Annotated in this window: 18 protein-coding genes; 13 read left to right on the top strand and 5 right to left on the bottom strand. The window is 63.5% G+C overall.

The features are described from left to right. The first annotated feature begins 87 nt into the window (after window positions 1-87). The gene (locus RDM88_RS06585; protein WP_308754076.1) at window positions 88-921 is read left to right on the top strand and encodes a DegV family protein; all 834 of its coding nucleotides are present in this window, start codon (window positions 88-90) and stop codon (window positions 919-921) included. Window positions 922-940: 19 nt separating this feature from the next. Continuing rightward, entirely contained in the window at window positions 941-1,498 is a 558-nt protein-coding gene (locus RDM88_RS06580) for a flavodoxin family protein (protein ID WP_308754075.1), read from the top strand. A 297-nt stretch (window positions 1,499-1,795) separates the two neighbouring features. Here the strand turns inward: RDM88_RS06580 and RDM88_RS06575 are convergent, their stop codons facing one another. Further along, window positions 1,796-2,032 (bottom strand): helix-turn-helix transcriptional regulator, encoded by a 237-nt coding sequence (locus RDM88_RS06575; RefSeq protein ID WP_308754074.1) that lies wholly within the window; start codon window positions 2,030-2,032, stop codon window positions 1,796-1,798. 111 nt (window positions 2,033-2,143) lie between these two features. Here RDM88_RS06575 and RDM88_RS06570 point away from each other — a divergent pair, with 111 nt between their 5' ends. Next, entirely contained in the window at window positions 2,144-2,350 is a 207-nt protein-coding gene (locus RDM88_RS06570; protein WP_308754073.1) for a hypothetical protein, read from the top strand. 320 nt (window positions 2,351-2,670) lie between these two features. On the opposite strand, the gene RDM88_RS06565 is transcribed toward RDM88_RS06570, so the two are convergent. From RDM88_RS06565 to dinB, 3 genes are all read right to left on the bottom strand, one after another. Then, window positions 2,671-4,656 carry a fructose-1,6-bisphosphatase gene (locus RDM88_RS06565; protein ID WP_308754072.1) on the bottom strand — a complete coding sequence of 662 codons (1,986 nt, stop codon included), beginning with the start codon at window positions 4,654-4,656 and terminating at the stop codon, window positions 2,671-2,673. A gap of 240 nt (window positions 4,657-4,896) precedes the next feature. Next, complete coding sequence (locus tag RDM88_RS06560; protein ID WP_308754071.1) at window positions 4,897-6,540, bottom strand: WG repeat-containing protein; 1,644 nt, start codon at window positions 6,538-6,540, stop codon at window positions 4,897-4,899. A 192-nt stretch (window positions 6,541-6,732) separates the two neighbouring features. After that, a complete protein-coding gene (gene dinB, locus RDM88_RS06555; RefSeq protein WP_308754070.1) occupies window positions 6,733-7,962 on the bottom strand; it encodes a DNA polymerase IV in 1,230 nt (409 codons plus the stop codon). Window positions 7,963-8,065: 103 nt separating this feature from the next. Between dinB and RDM88_RS06550 the strand changes: the two genes are divergently transcribed. From RDM88_RS06550 to RDM88_RS06505, 10 genes are all read left to right on the top strand, one after another. Further along, window positions 8,066-8,896, top strand: a complete 831-nt coding sequence (locus RDM88_RS06550) for a 4Fe-4S dicluster domain-containing protein (RefSeq protein WP_308754069.1) — start codon at window positions 8,066-8,068, stop codon at window positions 8,894-8,896. Between the two features lie 150 nt (window positions 8,897-9,046). Beyond that, entirely contained in the window at window positions 9,047-9,886 is an 840-nt protein-coding gene (locus RDM88_RS06545; RefSeq protein WP_308754068.1) for an Mrp/NBP35 family ATP-binding protein, read from the top strand. 299 nt (window positions 9,887-10,185) lie between these two features. Beyond that, window positions 10,186-10,731, top strand: a complete 546-nt coding sequence (gene rbr / locus RDM88_RS06540; RefSeq protein WP_308754067.1) for a rubrerythrin — start codon at window positions 10,186-10,188, stop codon at window positions 10,729-10,731. Between the two features lie 469 nt (window positions 10,732-11,200). Then, window positions 11,201-12,154: a substrate-binding domain-containing protein gene (locus tag RDM88_RS06535; protein WP_308754066.1), complete on the top strand. Its 954-nt coding sequence runs from the start codon at window positions 11,201-11,203 to the stop codon at window positions 12,152-12,154. A gap of 170 nt (window positions 12,155-12,324) precedes the next feature. Next, window positions 12,325-13,194 carry a phosphate ABC transporter permease subunit PstC gene (pstC, locus tag RDM88_RS06530; protein WP_308754065.1) on the top strand — a complete coding sequence of 290 codons (870 nt, stop codon included), beginning with the start codon at window positions 12,325-12,327 and terminating at the stop codon, window positions 13,192-13,194. Further along, on the top strand, window positions 13,194-14,087 hold the full coding sequence (gene pstA, locus RDM88_RS06525; protein ID WP_308754064.1) for a phosphate ABC transporter permease PstA: 894 nt from the start codon (window positions 13,194-13,196) through the stop codon (window positions 14,085-14,087). Before pstC ends, pstA begins: the two co-directional genes overlap by 1 nt. Before the next feature lie 8 nt (window positions 14,088-14,095). After that, window positions 14,096-14,848 carry a phosphate ABC transporter ATP-binding protein PstB gene (gene pstB, locus RDM88_RS06520; protein WP_308754063.1) on the top strand — a complete coding sequence of 251 codons (753 nt, stop codon included), beginning with the start codon at window positions 14,096-14,098 and terminating at the stop codon, window positions 14,846-14,848. Further along, a complete protein-coding gene (gene phoU / locus RDM88_RS06515; RefSeq protein WP_308754062.1) occupies window positions 14,849-15,505 on the top strand; it encodes a phosphate signaling complex protein PhoU in 657 nt (218 codons plus the stop codon). 22 nt (window positions 15,506-15,527) lie between these two features. After that, window positions 15,528-16,205 carry a response regulator transcription factor gene (locus tag RDM88_RS06510; RefSeq protein WP_308754061.1) on the top strand — a complete coding sequence of 226 codons (678 nt, stop codon included), beginning with the start codon at window positions 15,528-15,530 and terminating at the stop codon, window positions 16,203-16,205. Between the two features lie 26 nt (window positions 16,206-16,231). Continuing rightward, window positions 16,232-17,920, top strand: coding sequence for an ATP-binding protein (locus tag RDM88_RS06505; protein ID WP_308754060.1), 1,689 nt, complete (start codon window positions 16,232-16,234; stop codon window positions 17,918-17,920). 141 nt (window positions 17,921-18,061) lie between these two features. Here RDM88_RS06505 and RDM88_RS06500 read toward each other — a convergent pair. Beyond that, window positions 18,062-18,519, bottom strand: a 458-nt coding sequence (locus RDM88_RS06500; RefSeq protein ID WP_308754059.1) for a 3'-5' exonuclease, incomplete at its 5' end; no start/stop codon positions are given.

Genomic DNA, 18,519 nt, shown 5'->3' with positions numbered 1-18,519 from the left:
CCGGCCGCCGGGCGGCCGCAAAACGGCGCCGCCGTTTTGGATTGCGGCGGAGGGCGTTTGGGGCCGCGCAGGAAAGGAACTGAAACGATGGAATACAAACTGGTTGCCGACAGCTGCTGCGAGCTGGTTCCCGCGCTTACCGGGCCGCTGGGCGCTAAAACGGCTCCGCTGACCATCCTGCTCGACGATGTGAGCTATATCGACGACGATTCGATGGATATCCCGCACTTTCTCGCGGCCATGAAGCAGAGCCGCCACATCCCGAAATCCGCCTGCCCCGCGCCCGACGTGTGGGCGAGGCTCTTTCTCGAGGCGAAGGAGGTCTTCGCGGTCACCCTTTCCTCCAAGCTGAGCGGCTCCTACAACAGCGCGATGGTCGCGAAAGAGATGGTCGAGTCGGAGCATCCGGGCCACCGCGTGCACGTCTTCGATTCCCTCTCCGCGTCCGCGGGGGAGATCGCCGTCGGCCTCCGGATCAAGGAGTGCGCCGAGGCGGGAATGTCGTTTGACGGGATCGTCCGCGAGGTCACCTCGTTTATCCACGGGATGAAGACCTATTTTATCGTGGAGAACCTGGACACCCTGATCAAGGCGGGCCGCATGGGCAGGCTGACCGGCTATGTCGCGTCCGCGATGTCGCTGCGCCCGATCATGATGGGGGACGCCGGGGAAATCAAGCTCTACGAAAAGGCGCGCGGTTCGGTGCGCGCCTTCACAAGGCTGGTCGACATCATCGGCGAGCGGCGGAGCAATTTCTCCGACCGCACCCTTGTCATCACCCACTGCAACAACGAGCGGCAGGCGCATTTTATCCGCGCGGAGGCCGCCCGCCGCTACAACTTCAAGGAGATCGTCGTCGCCCCCACCCGCGGCATCAGTACAATGTATGCCAACGAGGGCGGCGTCATCATCGCATTTTGACCGGACGGAGGAATGTGGCATGAAAAAGAACATCCTGGTCCTGGTGGGGAGCCCGCGTCCAAAGGGCAACAGCCAGGTCCTCGCGGAGACGTTCGCCGCCGCAGCGCGGGAAAAGGGGCATGAGGTGGAGGTGCTGCGGGTCGGCGGCATGAAGATCGCGGGCTGCCTGGCGTGTGAGCGCTGCTGGAAAAAGGACGGCCTGCCCTGCGTCCAGCAGGACGACATGCAGAAGCTCTACCCCAAGCTCAATGTGGCGGACATGATCGTCTTTGCCGCGCCGATCTACTATTTTGGACTGCCCTCCCAGCTCAAGGCCGTCATCGACCGGTTTTACCCGCTCTGCCACGGCGACGACAAGCGCCGGGCGTTCGCGGATAAGGAGAGCGCGCTCATCCTCTGCGGCGCCTCCGAAGAGGAGGACGATTTTGAGCCCGCCGTCGCGAACTACGAGGTCATGGCCGACTATCTCGGCTGGGAGGACCGCGGCGTCATCGTGGCGCCCGGCCTGGGCGAAATCGGAGACGCCGCCAAGAGCGAATGGCTGGAGGCCGCGCGCGATCTGGCAATGGATTTGTAGGGGGCGCCGCTCATCGAGCGGTGTAGTTGCCGGGTCCCGCCCCGGCGGGCGGGTCGACTTCTTGCGCGCCCAAGAAGTCGACGGAAGAAGGGCGCTCAAGGGGGGCTCACTTGAAGAAGGCAGGGCGCAAAGCTCGCCCCCCTTGAGAATCCCCCCTCCGCGTGGAAGCAGCCAGCCTCGAATATGGGGCAGGCGCAATGCGTCTGCTCGAGGGCCTCAGGCGCCGTATCAGAGGTGCGGCCGGGGAGAGACGCATAACTTGCAGAAAGACAAAAGCGGCCGCCAGAAGGCGGCCGCTTATCGTTTGTGTCGCGTCGACGGAGGATAAGGGTTTTTCTCATCGGTTAAATCCATCAGATAATCCACGCTGGTATGATAATATTTGGCGAGCTTCAGCAGCATTTCATCGGTGAAGTCGATTTTTCCCGTTTCATACTGGGAGTAAGTGTTTTGTGCAATGCCAAGCACGTTGGCTAACGTCTGCTGTGTGATATCATTATCGATACGAAGCGCCCTCAAGTTGTAAAACACCATATCCATCACCGCATTTATTATGCGATATCTGGATTTCAGATATTGACTTTTATCTGTAATACAGATAAAATTACAGCAAATGTAAAAATTAATCATTTCGGAGGGAAATATATGACGTATCGGGAGCGCTATTACAAATTATTTTGTGTTTTGCTGGCAGAGATCGACCACTTGACGGATGCCATACGGAAGGCGGAGGAAAGCTTTATTTGTATTGAACGTCCCGCTGATGAAGACTATCGGGACCTGTATGCCATGCTCTTGGACGAGCTTGATAAAGCGGTAGGCTCTCTTGACAAGGCGCGCGTGACAATTTAAAGTGGTTGGGAGCGTCCGCAACCTGAATTGAGCCCTCAGCTAGTGTACCCGTGGGGAGTGGCGGCAGTCTTCGGGTTATGGCAAGGTACTCCCAGGGGATTCTCAAGGGGACTGGCGGAAGTCCCCTTGAGCGCCTTTCTTTCGTCCATTTCTTGGGCGCGCAAGAAATGGACCCGCCTGCCGGGGCGGGACCCGGCAACTGCACTGCTCACTGAGCGGTAAGCCTAAGGACCGCCGCCGGTCGACCACCGGCAAGCCTTCTAGCCGCTGGGCGGCAAATCTCAAAAAGGAAGGCCGCCCAAAAGGGCGGCCTTTTAAAATCAATAGGAATTTCTCTCTTTGATCTCACCTGTTTTAAAGGCGATGAGCAGCCATTTGAGGTCCTCGATGTTGCGGCGCAGCTCCTCGCCGATGTCGGTTTCGGCGATCTTAATGCGGGACTCCATCCGCTCGAACACCACCGAGGTGGAGACGATGTCCTTGTTGTTGCGGATGGCGTTTTCCCGCCCGGAGAAGGGCTCGTGGGAGGCGATGCGGATGCCCCAGGAGTTGTAGATCAGGGTGTAGCCGGCGATGCCGGTGGTCGGCTGGTAGGCGCGGCAGAAGCCGCCGTCGATGACGATCAGCCGCCCGCCCGCCTTGATGGGATTTTCCCCGTCCTTCGATTTGACCGGCACATGGCCGTTCACGATATGGCAGTGCGGGCCCTCCAGGCCGAACTCCCGCAGGATGCGGATGCAGACGTCCGCGTCGTTGTAGTAGGAGTAATAGGGATTTTTGCGTTCCACCCACGTGGACTCGTCGGGGACGAGCGCGCGCTCAAAGGTGGCGATGTGGTCCCGCCCGAAGAGGGGGGAGTTGCGCCCGCACCAGAGGAACCACAAAAAGTCCTTGCCCGACTGCTTTTCGGGCGAGCCCTCGGGGGCGTAGTAGCCCTGCCGGGCCAGCGCCTCCGCATGATCGAAAAAGGCCCGGCCCGCGAGCTTTTCGCAGCCGATGGAAAACTCCATGAAGGAGCTGTCGTCGTTCATGGGAATGCAGCCGTGATAGAGCAGGTTGCCGTTGTAGCACTTGTAGAGCCCGCCCTTGGTGTAGAGGAAGCGCGCGTGCCGCTGGAGCTTTTCGCTGCTGAGGAAGGCCGCTTTGAGCTGGGCCATGACCCGTTCCTCCTCGGGGGAGAGGGCGTAGGGGTTCGCGCGGTCGACGGTGGGGAAGTCGGTGTCCCGCAGCGGGTAGTCGGCGCCCCCAATCCGCACGGTGCGGTTCGCGTAGTCGATCTTGTCGAGCAGCAGCCGGTCGTCCATGCCGAACTCCGGGTTGCGCAGGATGATCTGCCCCTCGAGCTTGAAGAGGATGACCGCGATCGCCTTGTGCATTCGCGCGGCGAGTGCGGCATCCTTGGCGTCGAAGGTGGCCGCGTCGACCGGTCCCTTTGGCAAAAAGCGCGAGACGTCCACGTCGCGGTAGACCTCGTTGGCGAAGAGCGCCAGCGGGCGCAGGCTGATGCCGTAGCCCGTCTCGATCACCTCGAGGTTGTTGTAGGTGATCGAGTTGTTGAGCACCGTCGCGATGCAGGTGCGGCTGCCGGTGGCCGCGCCCATCCAGAGCGCGTCGTGGTTGCCCCACTGGATATCCACCGAATGGTGCGCCATGAGGGAGTCGAGGATGATGTCGGCGCGGGGGCCCCGGTCAAAGATGTCCCCCACGATGTGCAGGTGGTCGACGATCAGCGTCTTGATGACCCCGGACACCGCGATGATGAAATCCTCCGCGCGTCCGAGGTGGATAATCGTCGAGAGGATGTTTTCGTAGTAGTCCTTTTTGTTGTGCACCTCGTAGTTGGTGTTGAGCAGCTCGTCGATGATGTAGGCGTAGTCCGCGGGCAGCGCTTTGCGCACCTTGGAGCGGGTGTATTTGGAGGTGACGAGGCGGCAGATTTCGATCAGCCGGTGAAGGGTGAGCTTATACCACTCCCCGATGTCGTTGACCGTCTCGTGGATCTCCCGCAGCTTCTCCTCGGGATAGTAGACCAGTGTGGCCAGACGGGCGCGCTCCTCCCGCGTCATCGTGTTTTCAAAGAGGATGTCGCACTTTTCCCGCACCGCCCCCGACGCGCTGTTGAGGATATGTAAAAACGCCTCGTACTCTCCGTGCAGGTCGGACATGAAATGCTCGGTGCCCTTGGGCAGGTTGAGGATCGCCTGGAGATTGATGATCTCGCTGCTTGCCGCCCGCGTGTTCGGATATTGCCGGGCAAGCAGCTGCAAATAGCGCAGATCGCTCACCCGTCCGCTTCCCTCGTTCATAAGCACGCCCCTTTCCATCATCCGGGATAATAACCGCTCTGCGGTTATTATCCCATAAATCCTTCGTGGGTTCAATGCATTATTTGGAAAAGGAACGGGACGCCCGGCGGGCGTCCCGTTCCTTTTCGCTTCATGCGGAGGTGGGCTTCGCCGCACGGGACGCGCCTGCGAATGCGGCCGGCGGTCGGCCTGAACCAAAGGTTTTGAGGGGTTCCCAGGGGAACTTTTTCAAAAGTTCCCCTAGGCGGGGAGGTTCACCTTGACGAGGCAGCCCTTGACGGTGCCGTCCGCGGCGGTATACTCCATGGCGCAGACCATCGTATCGGGGTTATAGCCGATGAGGTCGCTGAAGACGGTTTTGAGCACCAGCTCGCCCTTGCGGTTGACCAGGCAGATTTTGCCGTCCTTCTGGACAAAGGCGACGTTTTTGCCGCTGATGAAGGGGGAGGCGTTTTCAAACTGCGCGTCGATGACGAACTGGCCGCGGTCGTTGGCAAAGCCCCACTTGCCCGAGGGGGTCATGACGAGGTTGAGCTTTTCCCCGTCCGTACCCGGCTGGACGTAGTGGTCGGTCGGGATGATGACGCGGCCCCGGCCGTCGACGATGCCGCTGTTGAAGGGGCCGTCGCCGCTTTCGAGGATATAGTAGCCCTTGTCGAGCGAGCGGGAGGTCGAGAGGGTGCCGTCGTACCGCGCGGGGACGATCTCGTTGCCCTCCTTGTCCATGATGCCGAACTTGCCGCCCCGCTCGAAGCAGGCGTAGCCGTAATCCCCGAAGCCCATGATATAGTCGTAGGAGGGCTTGACGGCGGGCTCGCCGCTGTCGATGTCGGTGATGACGCCCCAGCGGTTGTCCTTGCAGACGCTCGCGCTGTTCCTGTAGAGGGTGATGTCGTCCCACTCGGGCTTGACGACCACCTTGCCGCGGTCGTTGATGACGCCGCGTTTGCCGTTCTGGGTGACCACCGCGTAGGAGCCTACAAAATAGCCGATCTCGTCGTAGACCGGGTCGGTCAGGAACTTGCCGTCGCTGTCCGCGAGGCCCCACGCGCCCTCATAATCGAAGGCGATCAGGTCGCGGCCCCCCTCGTTGGTGCGGGGGCTGGAGACGACCTCCATGCCGCCGCAGGCGAAGTTGGCGATGGGGGAATACTGCTGGTTGTAGAAGCGCAGCATGCCGTCCTTATAGAGCACGAACCGTTTTTTGAGCGCCGCGAAGTCGTCCCCGCGCTCCATCGTGAAGCGGACGGTGCCGCCGCGGTCGACAATCTCGATGGCGTCGCCCTTCTGCACCTGGTAGAGGCCGCTGCCGTCGCTGCCGCCCACGCACCAGACGCTGTCGTATTCAAACGGTACGAGCACGGCGCCGTCGGCCGCGTCGATCGCGCCCATCCTGCCGTCCTTCCCCAGAGGCACCATGCCGTCGACCGAATTCCAGCCCTCGACGCCGAGGTCGTATTCCACGACGGTCAGCAGCCTGCCGTTCAGATTGGCGACGGCGTATTTGCCGCCCTGCCCCAGCGCGAAAAAGTCGGCGGTCTGGAACTGCCGGTAGCCGCCCCGGTTGAACGGATAATAGAGATCGTACTGCGCGGGGGTGAGCAGGTCGACCGAATAGCCCGCGTCGGAGGAGGCCGGTTCGGCGGGCAGCTCAATCGCGCCGACCGTCGTCTGGGGGGGCTCGTCCGGTTCAGGCGCGTCGACATGGGAGGCGTCCGCCTGCGGGGCGGGGTCCTCCTGCGGGTTCTCCTCCGGGCTTGACGCCGGGGAGGAAGTCTCTCCGGCGGAGGGCGTTCCCCCGCTGTTCTGCGCCTCGACGGGCGCGGCGGGCTGGCAGCCGGACAGGGCCAGCAGCAGCGCCAGCAGCAATGCGGTCTTTTTCATATGACAGTCCCCTTTCTAGGGCGAATTTGCCGTCTGTGCGGGTTTCACGGAAACAGTGCGCAAAACCGGGCGTTTTCCTGCCCGCTCCCGCGATTTCCCAATTTCATTATAGCACCGCGCGTCCACAAAACATGGCGGAATTGTGAACGAAGCCGCAAAAGATTCTTACGGCATTCTTACGGAAAGGGGGCTTCACTCGTCCTTGTTCCAGCCCGCCCCGCCGATGCCGATGTCGTTGCCGAGCACCCCGGCGGGGCCGATCGCGTCCTGCCCGAACTTCTCGCGGATGCCGTCCATCGCGGCCTCGAGGCGCTCTCGCTTCTCCCGGCTTTTGTCGTCGGGCGGCGCGAAGAGGGAGAGCTGCTCCCCCGCGCCGCCGGCGTCGGTGAGGTTCGCGCCGGTGATCGTGATCATGCGGATGGGCGCGCGCAGGTCCCACGCGTCGCGGATGATCGCGAGCGCCGCCTCGGCGATCTCCCTGCCCAGATGGGTCGGGGCGGGCAGCGCGCGCTGGCGGGAGATCGATTTGAAGCCGGGGTCGCGGATGAGCACCTGCACCGTCCGGCATTTGACCCCGTGCCGCCGCATCCGGGCGGACACCGAATCGCTGAGGGTCAGGACCGCGAGGCGGATGTCCTCCAGCCCCACGAGGTTGCGGCGGTAGGTCATGCCGTTGCCGACCGATTTGATCTCCCGCGTGTCGTCCGCCGCGCGCACGGGGCTTTCGTCGAGCCCGTTGGCGTAGTCGTGGATCATCTCGCCCATCTTGCCCAGCCGCTTTGCGACGAGCGCGCGGTCGGAGGCGGCGAGCTGGCCGACGGTGCGCACCTGGAGCTGCGCGAGCGTTTCCTGCGCGGCCTTCCCCACGTAGAGCAGCGCGCCCACCGGCAGCGGCCAGACGATCCGGCGGAAGTTTTCGCGGGAGATGACGGTGGTGGCGTCGGGCTTTTTGTAGTCGCTGCCGAGCTTGGCGAACACCTTGTTGAAGCTGACCCCCACCGACACGGTGAGCCCCAGCTCCTCCCGGACCGTCCGGCGGATTTCGTCGGCGATCTCCGGACCGGTCCCGAAGAGGTTTTGGCTGCCCGTCACGTCGAGCCACGACTCGTCGATGCCGAACGGCTCGACCTGGTCGGTGTACCGCTGGTAGATCTCGTTGACCAGCCGGGAATACCTGACGTATTCCCCCCGGTGGGGCGGGACGAGGACGAGGCCGGGACATTTCCGCTTTGCCTGCCAGATCGTCTCGGCGGTGGCAACGCCGAACTTTTTGGCACGCTCGTTTTTGGCCAGGATGATGCCGTGGCGGCTCTCCGGATCGCCGCACACCGCCATCGGAACCTTTTCCAGCTCGGGGCGCAGGAGCGTCTCCACCGAGGCGTAAAAGGCGTTGCAGTCGCAGTGTAAAATCACCCGGTCCATAAAATTCCCTCCCGGCGCTGGTTCAATTTAATGCTGGAAATCCCCGCGGCTTTGCGGTAAACTGAAACGGACGGCATAGAAAACAGTTTGCTGGAACGGAGAAATGACCGTGAAAAAAATATGGATTCCCGTGCTGCTATGGCTGCTGTTCGAGGCGGTCGCGGTGGCCCTCTGGCTCACGCTCTCAAACCGGTTCTACCTGCTCAATTTCAGCTACATAGGCACCTGCCTCGCGCTCGGCGTGTTTTTCTACGGCCGGCGTTACAAACACGCCCGCCGCCTGGTCCAGTTCGCCGTGGGCCTCTACATGCTGCTTTACCTCGGCGTCATCCGGGGGGAAAACATGCAGATCGAGGGGTTTTGGTACGGCCTTTTTTCCGGCGTGTTCGAGGCGGCGGTCATCCACTACGCGGTCGCGAAAATCTTCGGGCCGCTCCTGTTCGGGCGGGGCTGGTGCGGGTACGCCTGCTGGACGGCGATGGTCCTGGACCTTCTGCCCTTCCGGGTCCCCCGGGGTCCCCGCAAAAAGCTCGGCTTTGTCCGGTACCTCGTGTTCGCCGCCTCCCTCGCCTTTGTGGGAAGCCTCTTTCTGCTGGGCGCCGCCGGCATGGACAGGATTCTGTTTTGGAGCTTTCTCGCCGGCAATCTCCTCTACTACGCGGCGGGCGTCGCGCTGGCGTTTGGCTGCCGGGACAACCGGGCGTTCTGCAAATATGTCTGCCCGGTTACGGTTTTTTTGAAGCCCGCGAGTTATTTTTCCCTGCTGCGGGTCAAGAATGATACCAGCCGGTGCGTCTCCTGCGGCAGATGCGGGAAGGTCTGCCCGATGGAGGTGGACATGGTGGACAATTCCCGCGGGCGGGCAAACGGCACGGAATGCATCCTGTGCCTCCGGTGCGTGGAGGAGTGCCCCCAAAGGGCGCTGCACATATGACCCGGCCGGGTTTGCCCGCTTTACTGTTTATTATAGCACATTTTCGCGGATTTTTTAATTCTACCGATTTGGTGGAGGACGTTGACAAACCCGCCCGCCCGCAATATACTGTTAGCTATGATATTAACCCTGTAAAGGAGTTCTGATTGCATGAGCGAATGTACACACAACTGTGAGTCGTGCGGCGAAAACTGCGCCGAACGGCAGATGAAGCCGGAGGATTTCCTCGAGAAGCCCCACGAGCTGAGCAGCGTCCGCAAGGTGGTGGGCGTGGTCAGCGGCAAGGGCGGCGTGGGGAAATCCCTTGTCACCTCGATGCTTGCGGTGCTGCTCAACCGGCGCGGCTACCACACCGGCGTCATGGACGCCGACGTGACCGGCCCGTCGATCCCCAAGGCGTTCGGCCTGCATGAAAAGGCGTCGGGCATGGGCGAGGCGATCCTGCCGGTGCGCACCAAGACGGGCATCGACGTGATCTCGATCAACCTGCTGCTCGAGAACGAGAGCGACCCGGTCGTGTGGCGGGGCCCGGTGATCGCGGGGGTGGTCAAGCAGTTCTGGACCGACGTGATCTGGAACGACGTCGACTTTCTCTTCGTCGACATGCCGCCCGGAACGGGCGACGTGCCGCTGACCGTCTTCCAGTCGATTCCGCTCGACGGGATCGTCGTGGTGGCCTCCCCGCAGGAGCTGGTCGAAATGGTCGTCGAAAAAGCGGTCAAGATGGCCCGGCTCATGAACATCCCCATCCTGGGCATCGTCGAGAACATGAGCTATGTCGAGTGTCCCGACTGCGGCAGGCGGATCGACATCTTCGGCGAAAGCCATGTCGACGGGATCGCGGCCCGCTACGGGCTGCCCGTGCTCGCCAAGCTGCCGCTCAACCCCGGGCTGGCGTCCGTCTGCGACAAGGGCGTCGTCGAGCTCTTCGAGGGCGACTGGATGGATCCCGCCGCCGACGCGGTGGAGGCGCTCGGGAAAAACGTTTGATTCAGGCGGGACGCGCGTCATCGCCATGTCCGCGTCCCGTGAGGGAAAAAGGAATATTTTTGCCGGCTTTTTTCAAAAAGCCGCGGGTGAGCAAAGGCCCGGCGTTCCGGAAGGGACGCCGGGCCTTTGCGTGGGCGGGGGTCCGGACCCGGGCCCCGTTTCGGGAGCATTTTCTTTGCGGCTTTCTTTTGCAATCGAAAAGAAAGAAGGCTCTTTCGCTGAATTTTTCGCATCTCCCGTATGAAACGGATTTTGCATGGGAATTCTATGGATAGAATTTTGGCAAAGGAGATTTGACCATGCAGCAGAAAATTTTAAAGGGTTCCAAAACCGAGGCCAACCTGCTGGCGGCCTTCGCGGGCGAAAGCCAGGCGCGCAACAAATACACCTTCTTTGGAGCGAAGGCGAAGGAGGACGGGTTCCAGCAGATCGGGGACCTCTTCCTCGAGACGGCGAACAATGAGAAGGAGCACGCGGAGATCTGGTTCAAGCTCCTGCACAACGGCATGCAGCCGACGACCGACAATTTACAGGCGGCGGCGGAGGGCGAGCAGTACGAGTACGAGACGATGTACCCGACCTTCGCGAAGGAGGCGCGCGAGGAGGGCTTCGACCGGATCGCGACGCTGTTCGAGCTGGTGGCGAAGATCGAAGAGGAGCACATGCAGCGGTTCCGGCACCTCAAGGGCAACGTGGACGGCAACACGGTGTTCCAGAAGCCGCAGAGCGTCACCTGGATCTGCCTCAACTGCGGGCACGTCTACGAGGGCGCCACGCCCCCGCCCAAATGCCCCGTCTGCGAAAAGCCGCAGGCGTGGTTCCAGGTCAAGGCGGAAAACTACTGAGCACTCCAAAAAAGGGGAACGGCCCGCGGGCCGTTCCCCTTTTTCCATCTATCTGAAACTGCGCAAGGCGCAGGCGGCGTTGGTCTGTCCCGCCCGCCGGGCCGGTATTCCGGCCGCCCGGCAGGCTGACAGTGTGTATGAGGAGAAGAAAGAAAAGATCAGGATTTGGAAAACAGATTTGGACTGCGTCCCGATGGCATCCCGCCTTTCGTTTTGGAGTGGCTTCAGTATAACGGGCAGATGTGAAACCCGTTTGAAGATTTTTTAACATTTATCGGGGAATTGTCTGTCCAAATTGTTGCGTAAAAATGAAGCCTGTCGGGTCCGTCAAATGTAAAGCGGGTTTTTTCGACAGTCTGCACATCATTTTACGCGGATTTTACACAGCGCGGCTTGTGATTTTACACAGGGAAGGTATTCTTATCGCGTACCTCAGGAAAGGAACAACCAGTAAAGAAAGGTGAAAAAAATGAAAAAGATTCTTGCGATAGCGCTTGCCTCCCTGATGATGCTCTCCGCGATGGCGGGCTGCTCCTCCGCCCCCACCGACGAACCCGCCCCGAGCGCGGCCGCTCCCGCTTCCGAGGCCCCGGCTCCCGAAGCCGCGCCCTCCGAGGCGCCCGCCTCCGGCTTCGACGCCTCCAACCCGATCTCGGTCATCTCCCGTGAACCCGGCTCCGGCACGCGCGGCGCGTTCATCGAGCTCTTCGGCATCGAGGAGAAGGGCGAGGACGGCACCAAGGTCGACCGCACCACCGAGGAGGCCACGATCGCCAACCAGACCAACGTGGTCATGACGACCGTCGCCAGCGACCCCTACGCGATCGGCTACATCTCGCTGGGCTCCCTCAACGACACCGTCAAGGCGGTGAAGATCGACGGCGCCGAAGCGTCCGCCGAGAACGTCGCGTCCGGCGTCTACAAGGTCTCGCGCCCCTTCAACATCGCCGTCAAGGGCGAGGCGGGCGGCCTTGCCAAGGACTTCATGGACTTCATCATGAGCGCCGAGGGCCAGCAGATCGTTGAAGACAACGGCTACATCAAGGTCGCCGCCGCCGCCGCCCCCTACGCGGGCAGCAAGCCCGAGGGCAAGCTCGTCGTGGCCGGCTCCTCCTCCGTCTCCCCGGTCATGGAGAAGCTCAAAGAGGCCTACACCGCGCTGAACCCCGCCGCCACGATTGAGATGCAGACGAGCGATTCCACCTCCGGCATGACCGCCGCGATGGACGGCACCTGCGACATCGGCATGGCCTCCCGCGAGCTCAAGGACGAGGAGAAGGCGGTCCTCACCCCGACCGTCATCGCCAACGACGGCATCGCGGTCGTGGTCGCCCCCGGCAACCCGGTCGAGGAACTCACCAGCGCGCAGGTCAAGGACGTCTTCACCGGCGCGGTTACCGAGTGGAGCGCGGTGGCCGGCTGAGCCGGCCCCCGCTTCCGATAAACAGCTTTCTTCCTTTCATTTCTTTCCTCCGGAAAAGGGCGGATCAACATCCGCCCCTTTCCCATGCCAGGGGCCGGGCGGCTGCGCCGCCCGGCCGCCCTCCGCAACAACCGCCCCGCCCCGCGCGGGCTGCAAAGGAGAAATAGCCGATGTCCAATAAAATCAAGGAAAAGGGAATGGAGCTCCTCTTTCTGGTCTGCGCGCTCGCGTCGATCGTGGCGGTGGCCGTGATCTGCGTCTTCCTCTTTATGGGCGGCATTCCCGCGATCGGGGAGATCGGCGCGGGGGAATTCCTCCTCGGGCGCAAATGGGCGCCGCAGGACGTGCCGGCCTCCTTCGGTATCTTCCCGATGATCCTCGGGAGCGTCTACGTGACGGGCGGCGCGATCCTCCTCGGCGTGCCGGTCGGGATCCTGGCCGCCGTCTTTCTCGCGCGGTTCTGCCCCCGTCCCGCCTACCGGGTGCTCAAGCCCGCCGTCGAATTGATGGCGGGCATCCCCTCGATCGTCTACGGCTTCTTCGGCATGGTGGTCATCGTGCCCTTTGTCCGCGAGCACTTCCGGAAGCTCGGCGCGGTCAACGGCAGCAGCATCTTCGCCGCGTCGATCCTGCTGGGAATCATGATCCTGCCCACCATCATCGGCGTGTCGGAATCGGCGCTGCGCGCCGTGCCCGACAGCTACTACGAGGGCGCGCTCGCCCTCGGCGCGACCCATGAGCGCGCCGTCTTCTTCGCGGTGCTGCCCGCCGCCAAAAGCGGCATCCTCGCGGGGGTGGTGCTCGGCATCGGCCGCGCCATCGGTGAGACGATGGCGGTCATCATGGTCGCCGGCAACCAGCCGCGCATGCCCTCCGGCATCTTCAAGGGGGTGCGCACGCTGACGGCCAACATCGTCATGGAGATGGGCTACGCCTCGGGGCTCCACCGGGAGGCGCTCATCGCAACGGGCGTGGTGCTCTTCGTCTTTATCCTGCTCATCAACCTCAGCTTTTCGCTGCTCAAAAGGAGGATGGACTGATGCAAAACGCCAAAAGCCTCCCCGCCATCAACCGCGTGGGCTTCCGGCAGCGGATCAGGGCCTATCTCCGGCAGCCGCTTTCGCTGGCGCTCTTCCTGCTCGTCGTCCTGGCGGCGGCGCTGACGGCGGGCACCCTCCTGTTCATTATCCTGCACATCCTCGTCAAGGGAATCCCCTACATCACGCCCTCCCTCTTTGAGATGGAGTACAATTCGGTCAACGTCTCCCTCTTCCCGGCGATCGTCACGACGGTCATGATGACCCTGCTTTCGCTGCTCATCGCCGCGCCGCTGGGCATCTTTACGGCGATCTACCTCGTCGAATACGCGCGCCGGGGCAACCGGCTCGTGGGGCTGGTGCGGATCACCTCCGAGACGCTCAGCGGCATCCCCTCGATCGTCTACGGGCTGTTCGGCATGCTCTTTTTCGTCACCGCGCTGCACTGGAGCTTTTCGCTCATCTCGGGCGCCTGCACGCTGGCGATCATGATCCTGCCGCTCATCATGCGCACCACCGAGGAGGCGCTCAAGTCGGTGCCCGACTCCTTCCGCGAGGCGAGCTTCGGGCTGGGCGCGGGCAGGCTGCGCACCGTCTTCAAGATCGTGCTGCCCTCGGCGGTGCCGGGAATTCTGGCCGGGGTCATCCTGGCCATCGGGCGGATCGTCGGCGAGACGGCGGCGCTGATCTACACGGCGGGCACCGTCGCGCAGATTCCCAGCGGCCGCGACGCCCTCTTCATGTCGGGACGGACGCTCGCCATCCACATGTACGTGCTTTCGAGCGAGGCGCTCCACACCAACGAGGCGTACGCCACGGCGGTCGTGCTGTTGGTCACGGTGCTGCTCATCAACGCCCTCTCGGCGGTGATCGCCAGGCGGCTTACGAAAGGTTAGGGAACAGGATGAAGGACAAATTTTCGATTGAAAACCTCGACCTCTACTACGGCGACTTCAAGGCGCTCAAAGGCGTGAACCTCGCGCTCGGGGAGCGGGCGATTACCGCGTTCATCGGCCCGTCGGGCTGCGGAAAGTCGACCCTGCTCAAATCCCTCAACCGGATGAACGACCTCGTGGAGGGCTGCCGCATCACCGGGCGGGTGCTGCTCGACGGGGAGGACATCTACGGCGGCATGGACGTGAACCTGCTGCGCAGGCGGGTGGGGATGGTCTTCCAGAAGCCCAACCCCTTCCCGATGAGCGTCTACGACAACATCGCCTACGGCCCGCGCACCCACGGCATCCGCTCCCGCGCGCGGCTCGACGAGATCGTGGAGAAATCCCTGCGGGACGCGGCAATCTGGGAGGAGGTCAGGGACCGGCTGAAAAAGCCTGCGCTCGGGCTTTCGGGCGGGCAGCAGCAGCGGCTGTGCATCGCCCGCGCGCTTGCGGTCGAGCCGGAGGTGCTGCTGATGGACGAACCCACCAGCGCCCTCGACCCGATCTCCACTTCCAAGATCGAGGATCTTGTGTTAGAATTGAAAAAGAATTACACGATCATCATCGTCACCCACAACATGCAGCAGGCCACCCGCATCTCGGACGAGACGGCGTTTTTCCTGCTGGGCGAGGTGGTCGAGTTCGGCGCGACGGAGGACCTCTTCTCGATGCCGAAGGACAAACGCACCGAGGACTATATCACGGGGAGGTTCGGATAGATGAGGAACCGGTTTGACCAGGAGCTCTCCGAGCTCAACAACGAGCTGATCGAGATGGGCGCGCTCATCGAGCGGGCGATCAACGACGCCTCCCGCGCCCTGCTCGAAAAGGACCCCGCGCTCGCCAGGCAGGCGATCGTGCACGGCGCGCAGGTGGACGAGAAGGAAAAGCAGATCGAGCGCCGCTGCCTGCGGCTGCTGCTCCAGCAGCAGCCGGTCGCGGCCGACCTGCGGATGATCTCCACCGCGCTCAAGATGATCACCGACATGGAGCGGATCGGCGACCAGGCGGAGGACATCTCCGAGATCGCGATCCGCCTCATCAACGACGGCTACGCCGGCTCGCTCGAGCACATCCCGCAGATGGCGTGGGCGACCGTGCGCATGGTCACGGGGGCGGTCGACGCGTTCGTGGCGCGCGACCTCGACCGGGCACGCGCGGTCGTCGCCTGCGACGACATCGTCGACGACCTCTTCAACCAGGTGCGCGACGACCTCGTCCGGCTCATCCGGGAGGACGGCGCGAACGGGGAGCAGGCGATCGATTTGATCATGGTGGCCAAATATTTCGAGCGGATCGGCGACCACGCGACCAACATCGCCGAGTGGGTGGTCTTTTCGATCACCGGCGAGCACGGCAACGAGCGGGTCATCTGACCCGGAAACGGAGGGAACTTGAATGGCCGCGAAGGTCTATCTGGTGGAGGACGACGAAAGCATCCGCGAGCTGGTGCTCTACGCGCTGGCGAGCGGCGGCTACGAGGCCCGCGGGTTCGAACGCGCCGACGCGTTCTGGGAGGCGTGCGGCGCGTCCGCGCCCTCCCTCGTGCTGCTCGACATCATGCTGCCGGGGGACGACGGGCTTGCCATCCTGCGCCGCATGAAGGAATCGGTGCGCACGGCGGACGTTCCCGTCATCATGCTGACCGCGCGCGCCACCGAATACGACAAGGTGAAGGGACTCGACGCGGGTGCGGACGACTATGTCACCAAGCCGTTCGGGGTCATGGAGCTGCTCTCCCGCGTGCGCGCGGTGCTGCGCCGGACGGGCTCCGGCGAGGAGCCCGCGCCGCTCTGCTACGGGGGCGTTTCCCTCGATCCGGGCAGGCGCGCCGTCACGGCCGCCGGCGGGCAGGTCGCCCTCACCTACAAGGAGTTCGAGCTGCTCGCCTTCCTGCTCAAAAACCAGGGCCTCGTGCTCACCCGCGAAAAGATCATGGAGCGGGTGTGGGGCTTTGATTACGAGGGGGAGAGCCGCACCGTCGACATGCACATCAAATCGCTCCGCCACAAGCTGGGCGCCTGCGGGGAAATCATCCGCACGGTGCGGGGCGTGGGCTACAAGATCGGGGAGTAGGCGCACGGCGCCAAAAGGAGAGCAAGATGAAACGGAACGTATATTGGAGCCTGTGCGCCGCGGCGATCGGCATGGCGCTGCTCACGGCGGCGCTGACCCTCTGGTCGGCCCACGGGCTGCTCGTGAGGCAGGTGCAGCAGGAGCTGCGCGACGAACACAAGCTGATCGCCCGATCGATCGCCTACGCGGGGGAGGACCGGCTGGATTACCTCTCCGGCCTGGACATCCGGTACGACAGCTTCCGCGTCACCCTCATCACCCCGGAGGGCGGGGTGCTCTTCGATTCGGACAACGACCGCGCGGGCATGGAGAACCATCTCGACCGCCCCGAGGTGCGGGAGGCGCTCAGCGTGGGCAGCGGCGAGGATATCCGGCGCTCCGAGACGATGGGGCTCGACACCTGCTACTACGCGGCGGCCCTGCCCGATGGCAACGTCCTGCGCGTCTCCAAGCAGACCCGCAGCATCGGCGCGGTCTTCGCGGGGGTGGCCCCGCTCATGGCGGGCATCGTGCTCGTCACCCTGCTGCTGAGCATGCTGCTGGCCTCCCGCCTGACGCGGCGGCTGGTGCGCCCGGTCGAGGCGCTGGCGGAGGACCTCGAAAACACCGACAGCCTGCGCGGCTATGAGGAGCTCGAGCCCTTCTACCGGAAGCTGCGCGAAAAGAACCGCCTGATCGGCGAGCAGATGGAGCGGCTGCGCGCCGAGCGCGACACGATCAAAACGATCACCTCCAACATGAAGGAGGGGCTTCTCCTGCTCGGCCGGGAAAAGGAGGTCCTCTCGGTCAACGCGGCGGCGCTCTCCCTGCTGGGCAGCCCGGCGGGGGAATACGAGGGGAAGAACGTCCTCGTCGTCTCCCGCGACGCCGAACTGGGGGCGTGCATCGAATGTGCGATCGGCGGCGAGGGCGCCGACGTGATCCTCGACCGCGACGGGCGTGCGTGCCACGCCTTCGCCAGCCCCGTGCGGGAGGACGGCGGAGAGGTCGCGGGCGCCATCGTCCTGCTGCTTGACGTCACCGAGCAGCAGCGGGCGGAGCAGGTGCGCCGCGAGTTCACCGCCAACGTCTCCCACGAGCTCAAAACCCCGCTCACCTCGATTTCCGGCTTCGCCGAGATGCTCCAGAACGGCATGGCCTCCGGGGAGGAGGACGTCAAGCGGTTCGCCGGGCGGATCTACAGCGAGGCCCGCAGGCTGATCGCGCTGACCGACGACATCATCCGTCTCTCCCGCATCGAGCAGTCGGGCGGCGTCGAGGCCGAGCCGGTCGAGCTGCGCGCCCTCTGCGAGGGGGCGGCGGAGGCGCTGCGCTTCCCCGCGGAGCAGAAGCAGGTGACGGTCGCCGTCTCGGGCGACGTCGTCACGGTGCAGGGCAGCCGGCAGATGCTCGACGAGCTCGTCTGCAACCTCGCGGACAACGCCGTCAAATACAACCGCCCGGGCGGCCGCGTCGACCTGACGGTGCGCCGCGAGGGGGAATGGGCCGCCGTCACGGTGGCCGACACCGGCATCGGCATCCCGCGCGAGCACCAGGCGCGCATCTTCGAGCGGTTCTACCGCGTCGACAAGTCCCGCTCCAAGCAGACGGGCGGCACCGGGCTGGGGCTTTCGATCGTCAAGCACATCGTCGAGCGCCACGGCGGCTCAATCTCGCTCGAGTCCGCGCCCGGCGCGGGCACCTCGGTCACCGTGCGCCTGCCGCTCGGCCAATAAAAGCTTTCGCCTGTCTTCCCCAGGGGGCTTTGGAAAGCCCCCTGAAACCCGAAACTCCTTTTTACTAGAGAAAAAGGAACATCGGAAAAGGGGGGCCGCTTCCCGGCTGGGAAGCGGCCCCCTTGACATCCTCTGAATCTCTTACCCCAGCATCTCGAGGAAGCGGCTGGGCTTTGAGGGGAAGTTATTCATCCCGCAGCGCGACCAGGTGAGGAAGAGCTTTTTCTTCGCGCGGGTAATCGAGACGTAGAAGACCCGCTTCTCCTCCTCCAGCTCGCCCGACCGGGCCGCCTGGTAGGTGGGGAAGACCCCCTCCTGTAAGACGGGCAGGAAGACGTAGTCGAATTCGCATCCCTTGGACTGGTGGGCGGTGATGACCGCGACCTTGTTGGCGGAACGGCTCATCCGGTCGAGCTCGCTCGACGAGAGGGCGGAAAGCTCAAGCAGGGCGGAGAGCTGCCGCGCGGGCGGCAGGGCGGGGTCGCAGAAGTCGTCCGCGAAGTCGAGGAAGAGCTGCAAATTCGCACGCTTTTCGGGCGCGTCGCCGCAGAGCTCCCACACCCCGAAGCGGTCGAGCAGCATCCGCACCGCGGCGGGCC

Source organism: uncultured Anaerotruncus sp. (assembly GCF_902490045.1).
Classification (GTDB): domain Bacteria; phylum Bacillota; class Clostridia; order Oscillospirales; family Ruminococcaceae; genus Anaerotruncus.
Note: the sequence above shows the minus strand (reverse complement) of the source record. Positions and strands in the feature narration are given on the sequence as shown.

Coding starts and splice junctions, on each gene's coding strand:
- RDM88_RS06585 (WP_308754076.1), top strand. CDS start 88: ATGGAATACAAACTGGTTGCCGACAGCTGCTGCGAGCTGGTTCCCGCG.
- RDM88_RS06580 (WP_308754075.1), top strand. CDS start 941: ATGAAAAAGAACATCCTGGTCCTGGTGGGGAGCCCGCGTCCAAAGGGC.
- RDM88_RS06575 (WP_308754074.1), bottom strand. CDS start 2,032: ATGGTGTTTTACAACTTGAGGGCGCTTCGTATCGATAATGATATCACA.
- RDM88_RS06570 (WP_308754073.1), top strand. CDS start 2,144: ATGACGTATCGGGAGCGCTATTACAAATTATTTTGTGTTTTGCTGGCA.
- RDM88_RS06565 (WP_308754072.1), bottom strand. CDS start 4,656: ATGAACGAGGGAAGCGGACGGGTGAGCGATCTGCGCTATTTGCAGCTG.
- RDM88_RS06560 (WP_308754071.1), bottom strand. CDS start 6,540: ATGAAAAAGACCGCATTGCTGCTGGCGCTGCTGCTGGCCCTGTCCGGC.
- dinB (WP_308754070.1), bottom strand. CDS start 7,962: ATGGACCGGGTGATTTTACACTGCGACTGCAACGCCTTTTACGCCTCG.
- RDM88_RS06550 (WP_308754069.1), top strand. CDS start 8,066: ATGACCGTGAAAAAAATATGGATTCCCGTGCTGCTATGGCTGCTGTTC.
- RDM88_RS06545 (WP_308754068.1), top strand. CDS start 9,047: ATGAGCGAATGTACACACAACTGTGAGTCGTGCGGCGAAAACTGCGCC.
- rbr (WP_308754067.1), top strand. CDS start 10,186: ATGCAGCAGAAAATTTTAAAGGGTTCCAAAACCGAGGCCAACCTGCTG.
- RDM88_RS06535 (WP_308754066.1), top strand. CDS start 11,201: ATGAAAAAGATTCTTGCGATAGCGCTTGCCTCCCTGATGATGCTCTCC.
- pstC (WP_308754065.1), top strand. CDS start 12,325: ATGTCCAATAAAATCAAGGAAAAGGGAATGGAGCTCCTCTTTCTGGTC.
- pstA (WP_308754064.1), top strand. CDS start 13,194: ATGCAAAACGCCAAAAGCCTCCCCGCCATCAACCGCGTGGGCTTCCGG.
- pstB (WP_308754063.1), top strand. CDS start 14,096: ATGAAGGACAAATTTTCGATTGAAAACCTCGACCTCTACTACGGCGAC.
- phoU (WP_308754062.1), top strand. CDS start 14,849: ATGAGGAACCGGTTTGACCAGGAGCTCTCCGAGCTCAACAACGAGCTG.
- RDM88_RS06510 (WP_308754061.1), top strand. CDS start 15,528: ATGGCCGCGAAGGTCTATCTGGTGGAGGACGACGAAAGCATCCGCGAG.
- RDM88_RS06505 (WP_308754060.1), top strand. CDS start 16,232: ATGAAACGGAACGTATATTGGAGCCTGTGCGCCGCGGCGATCGGCATG.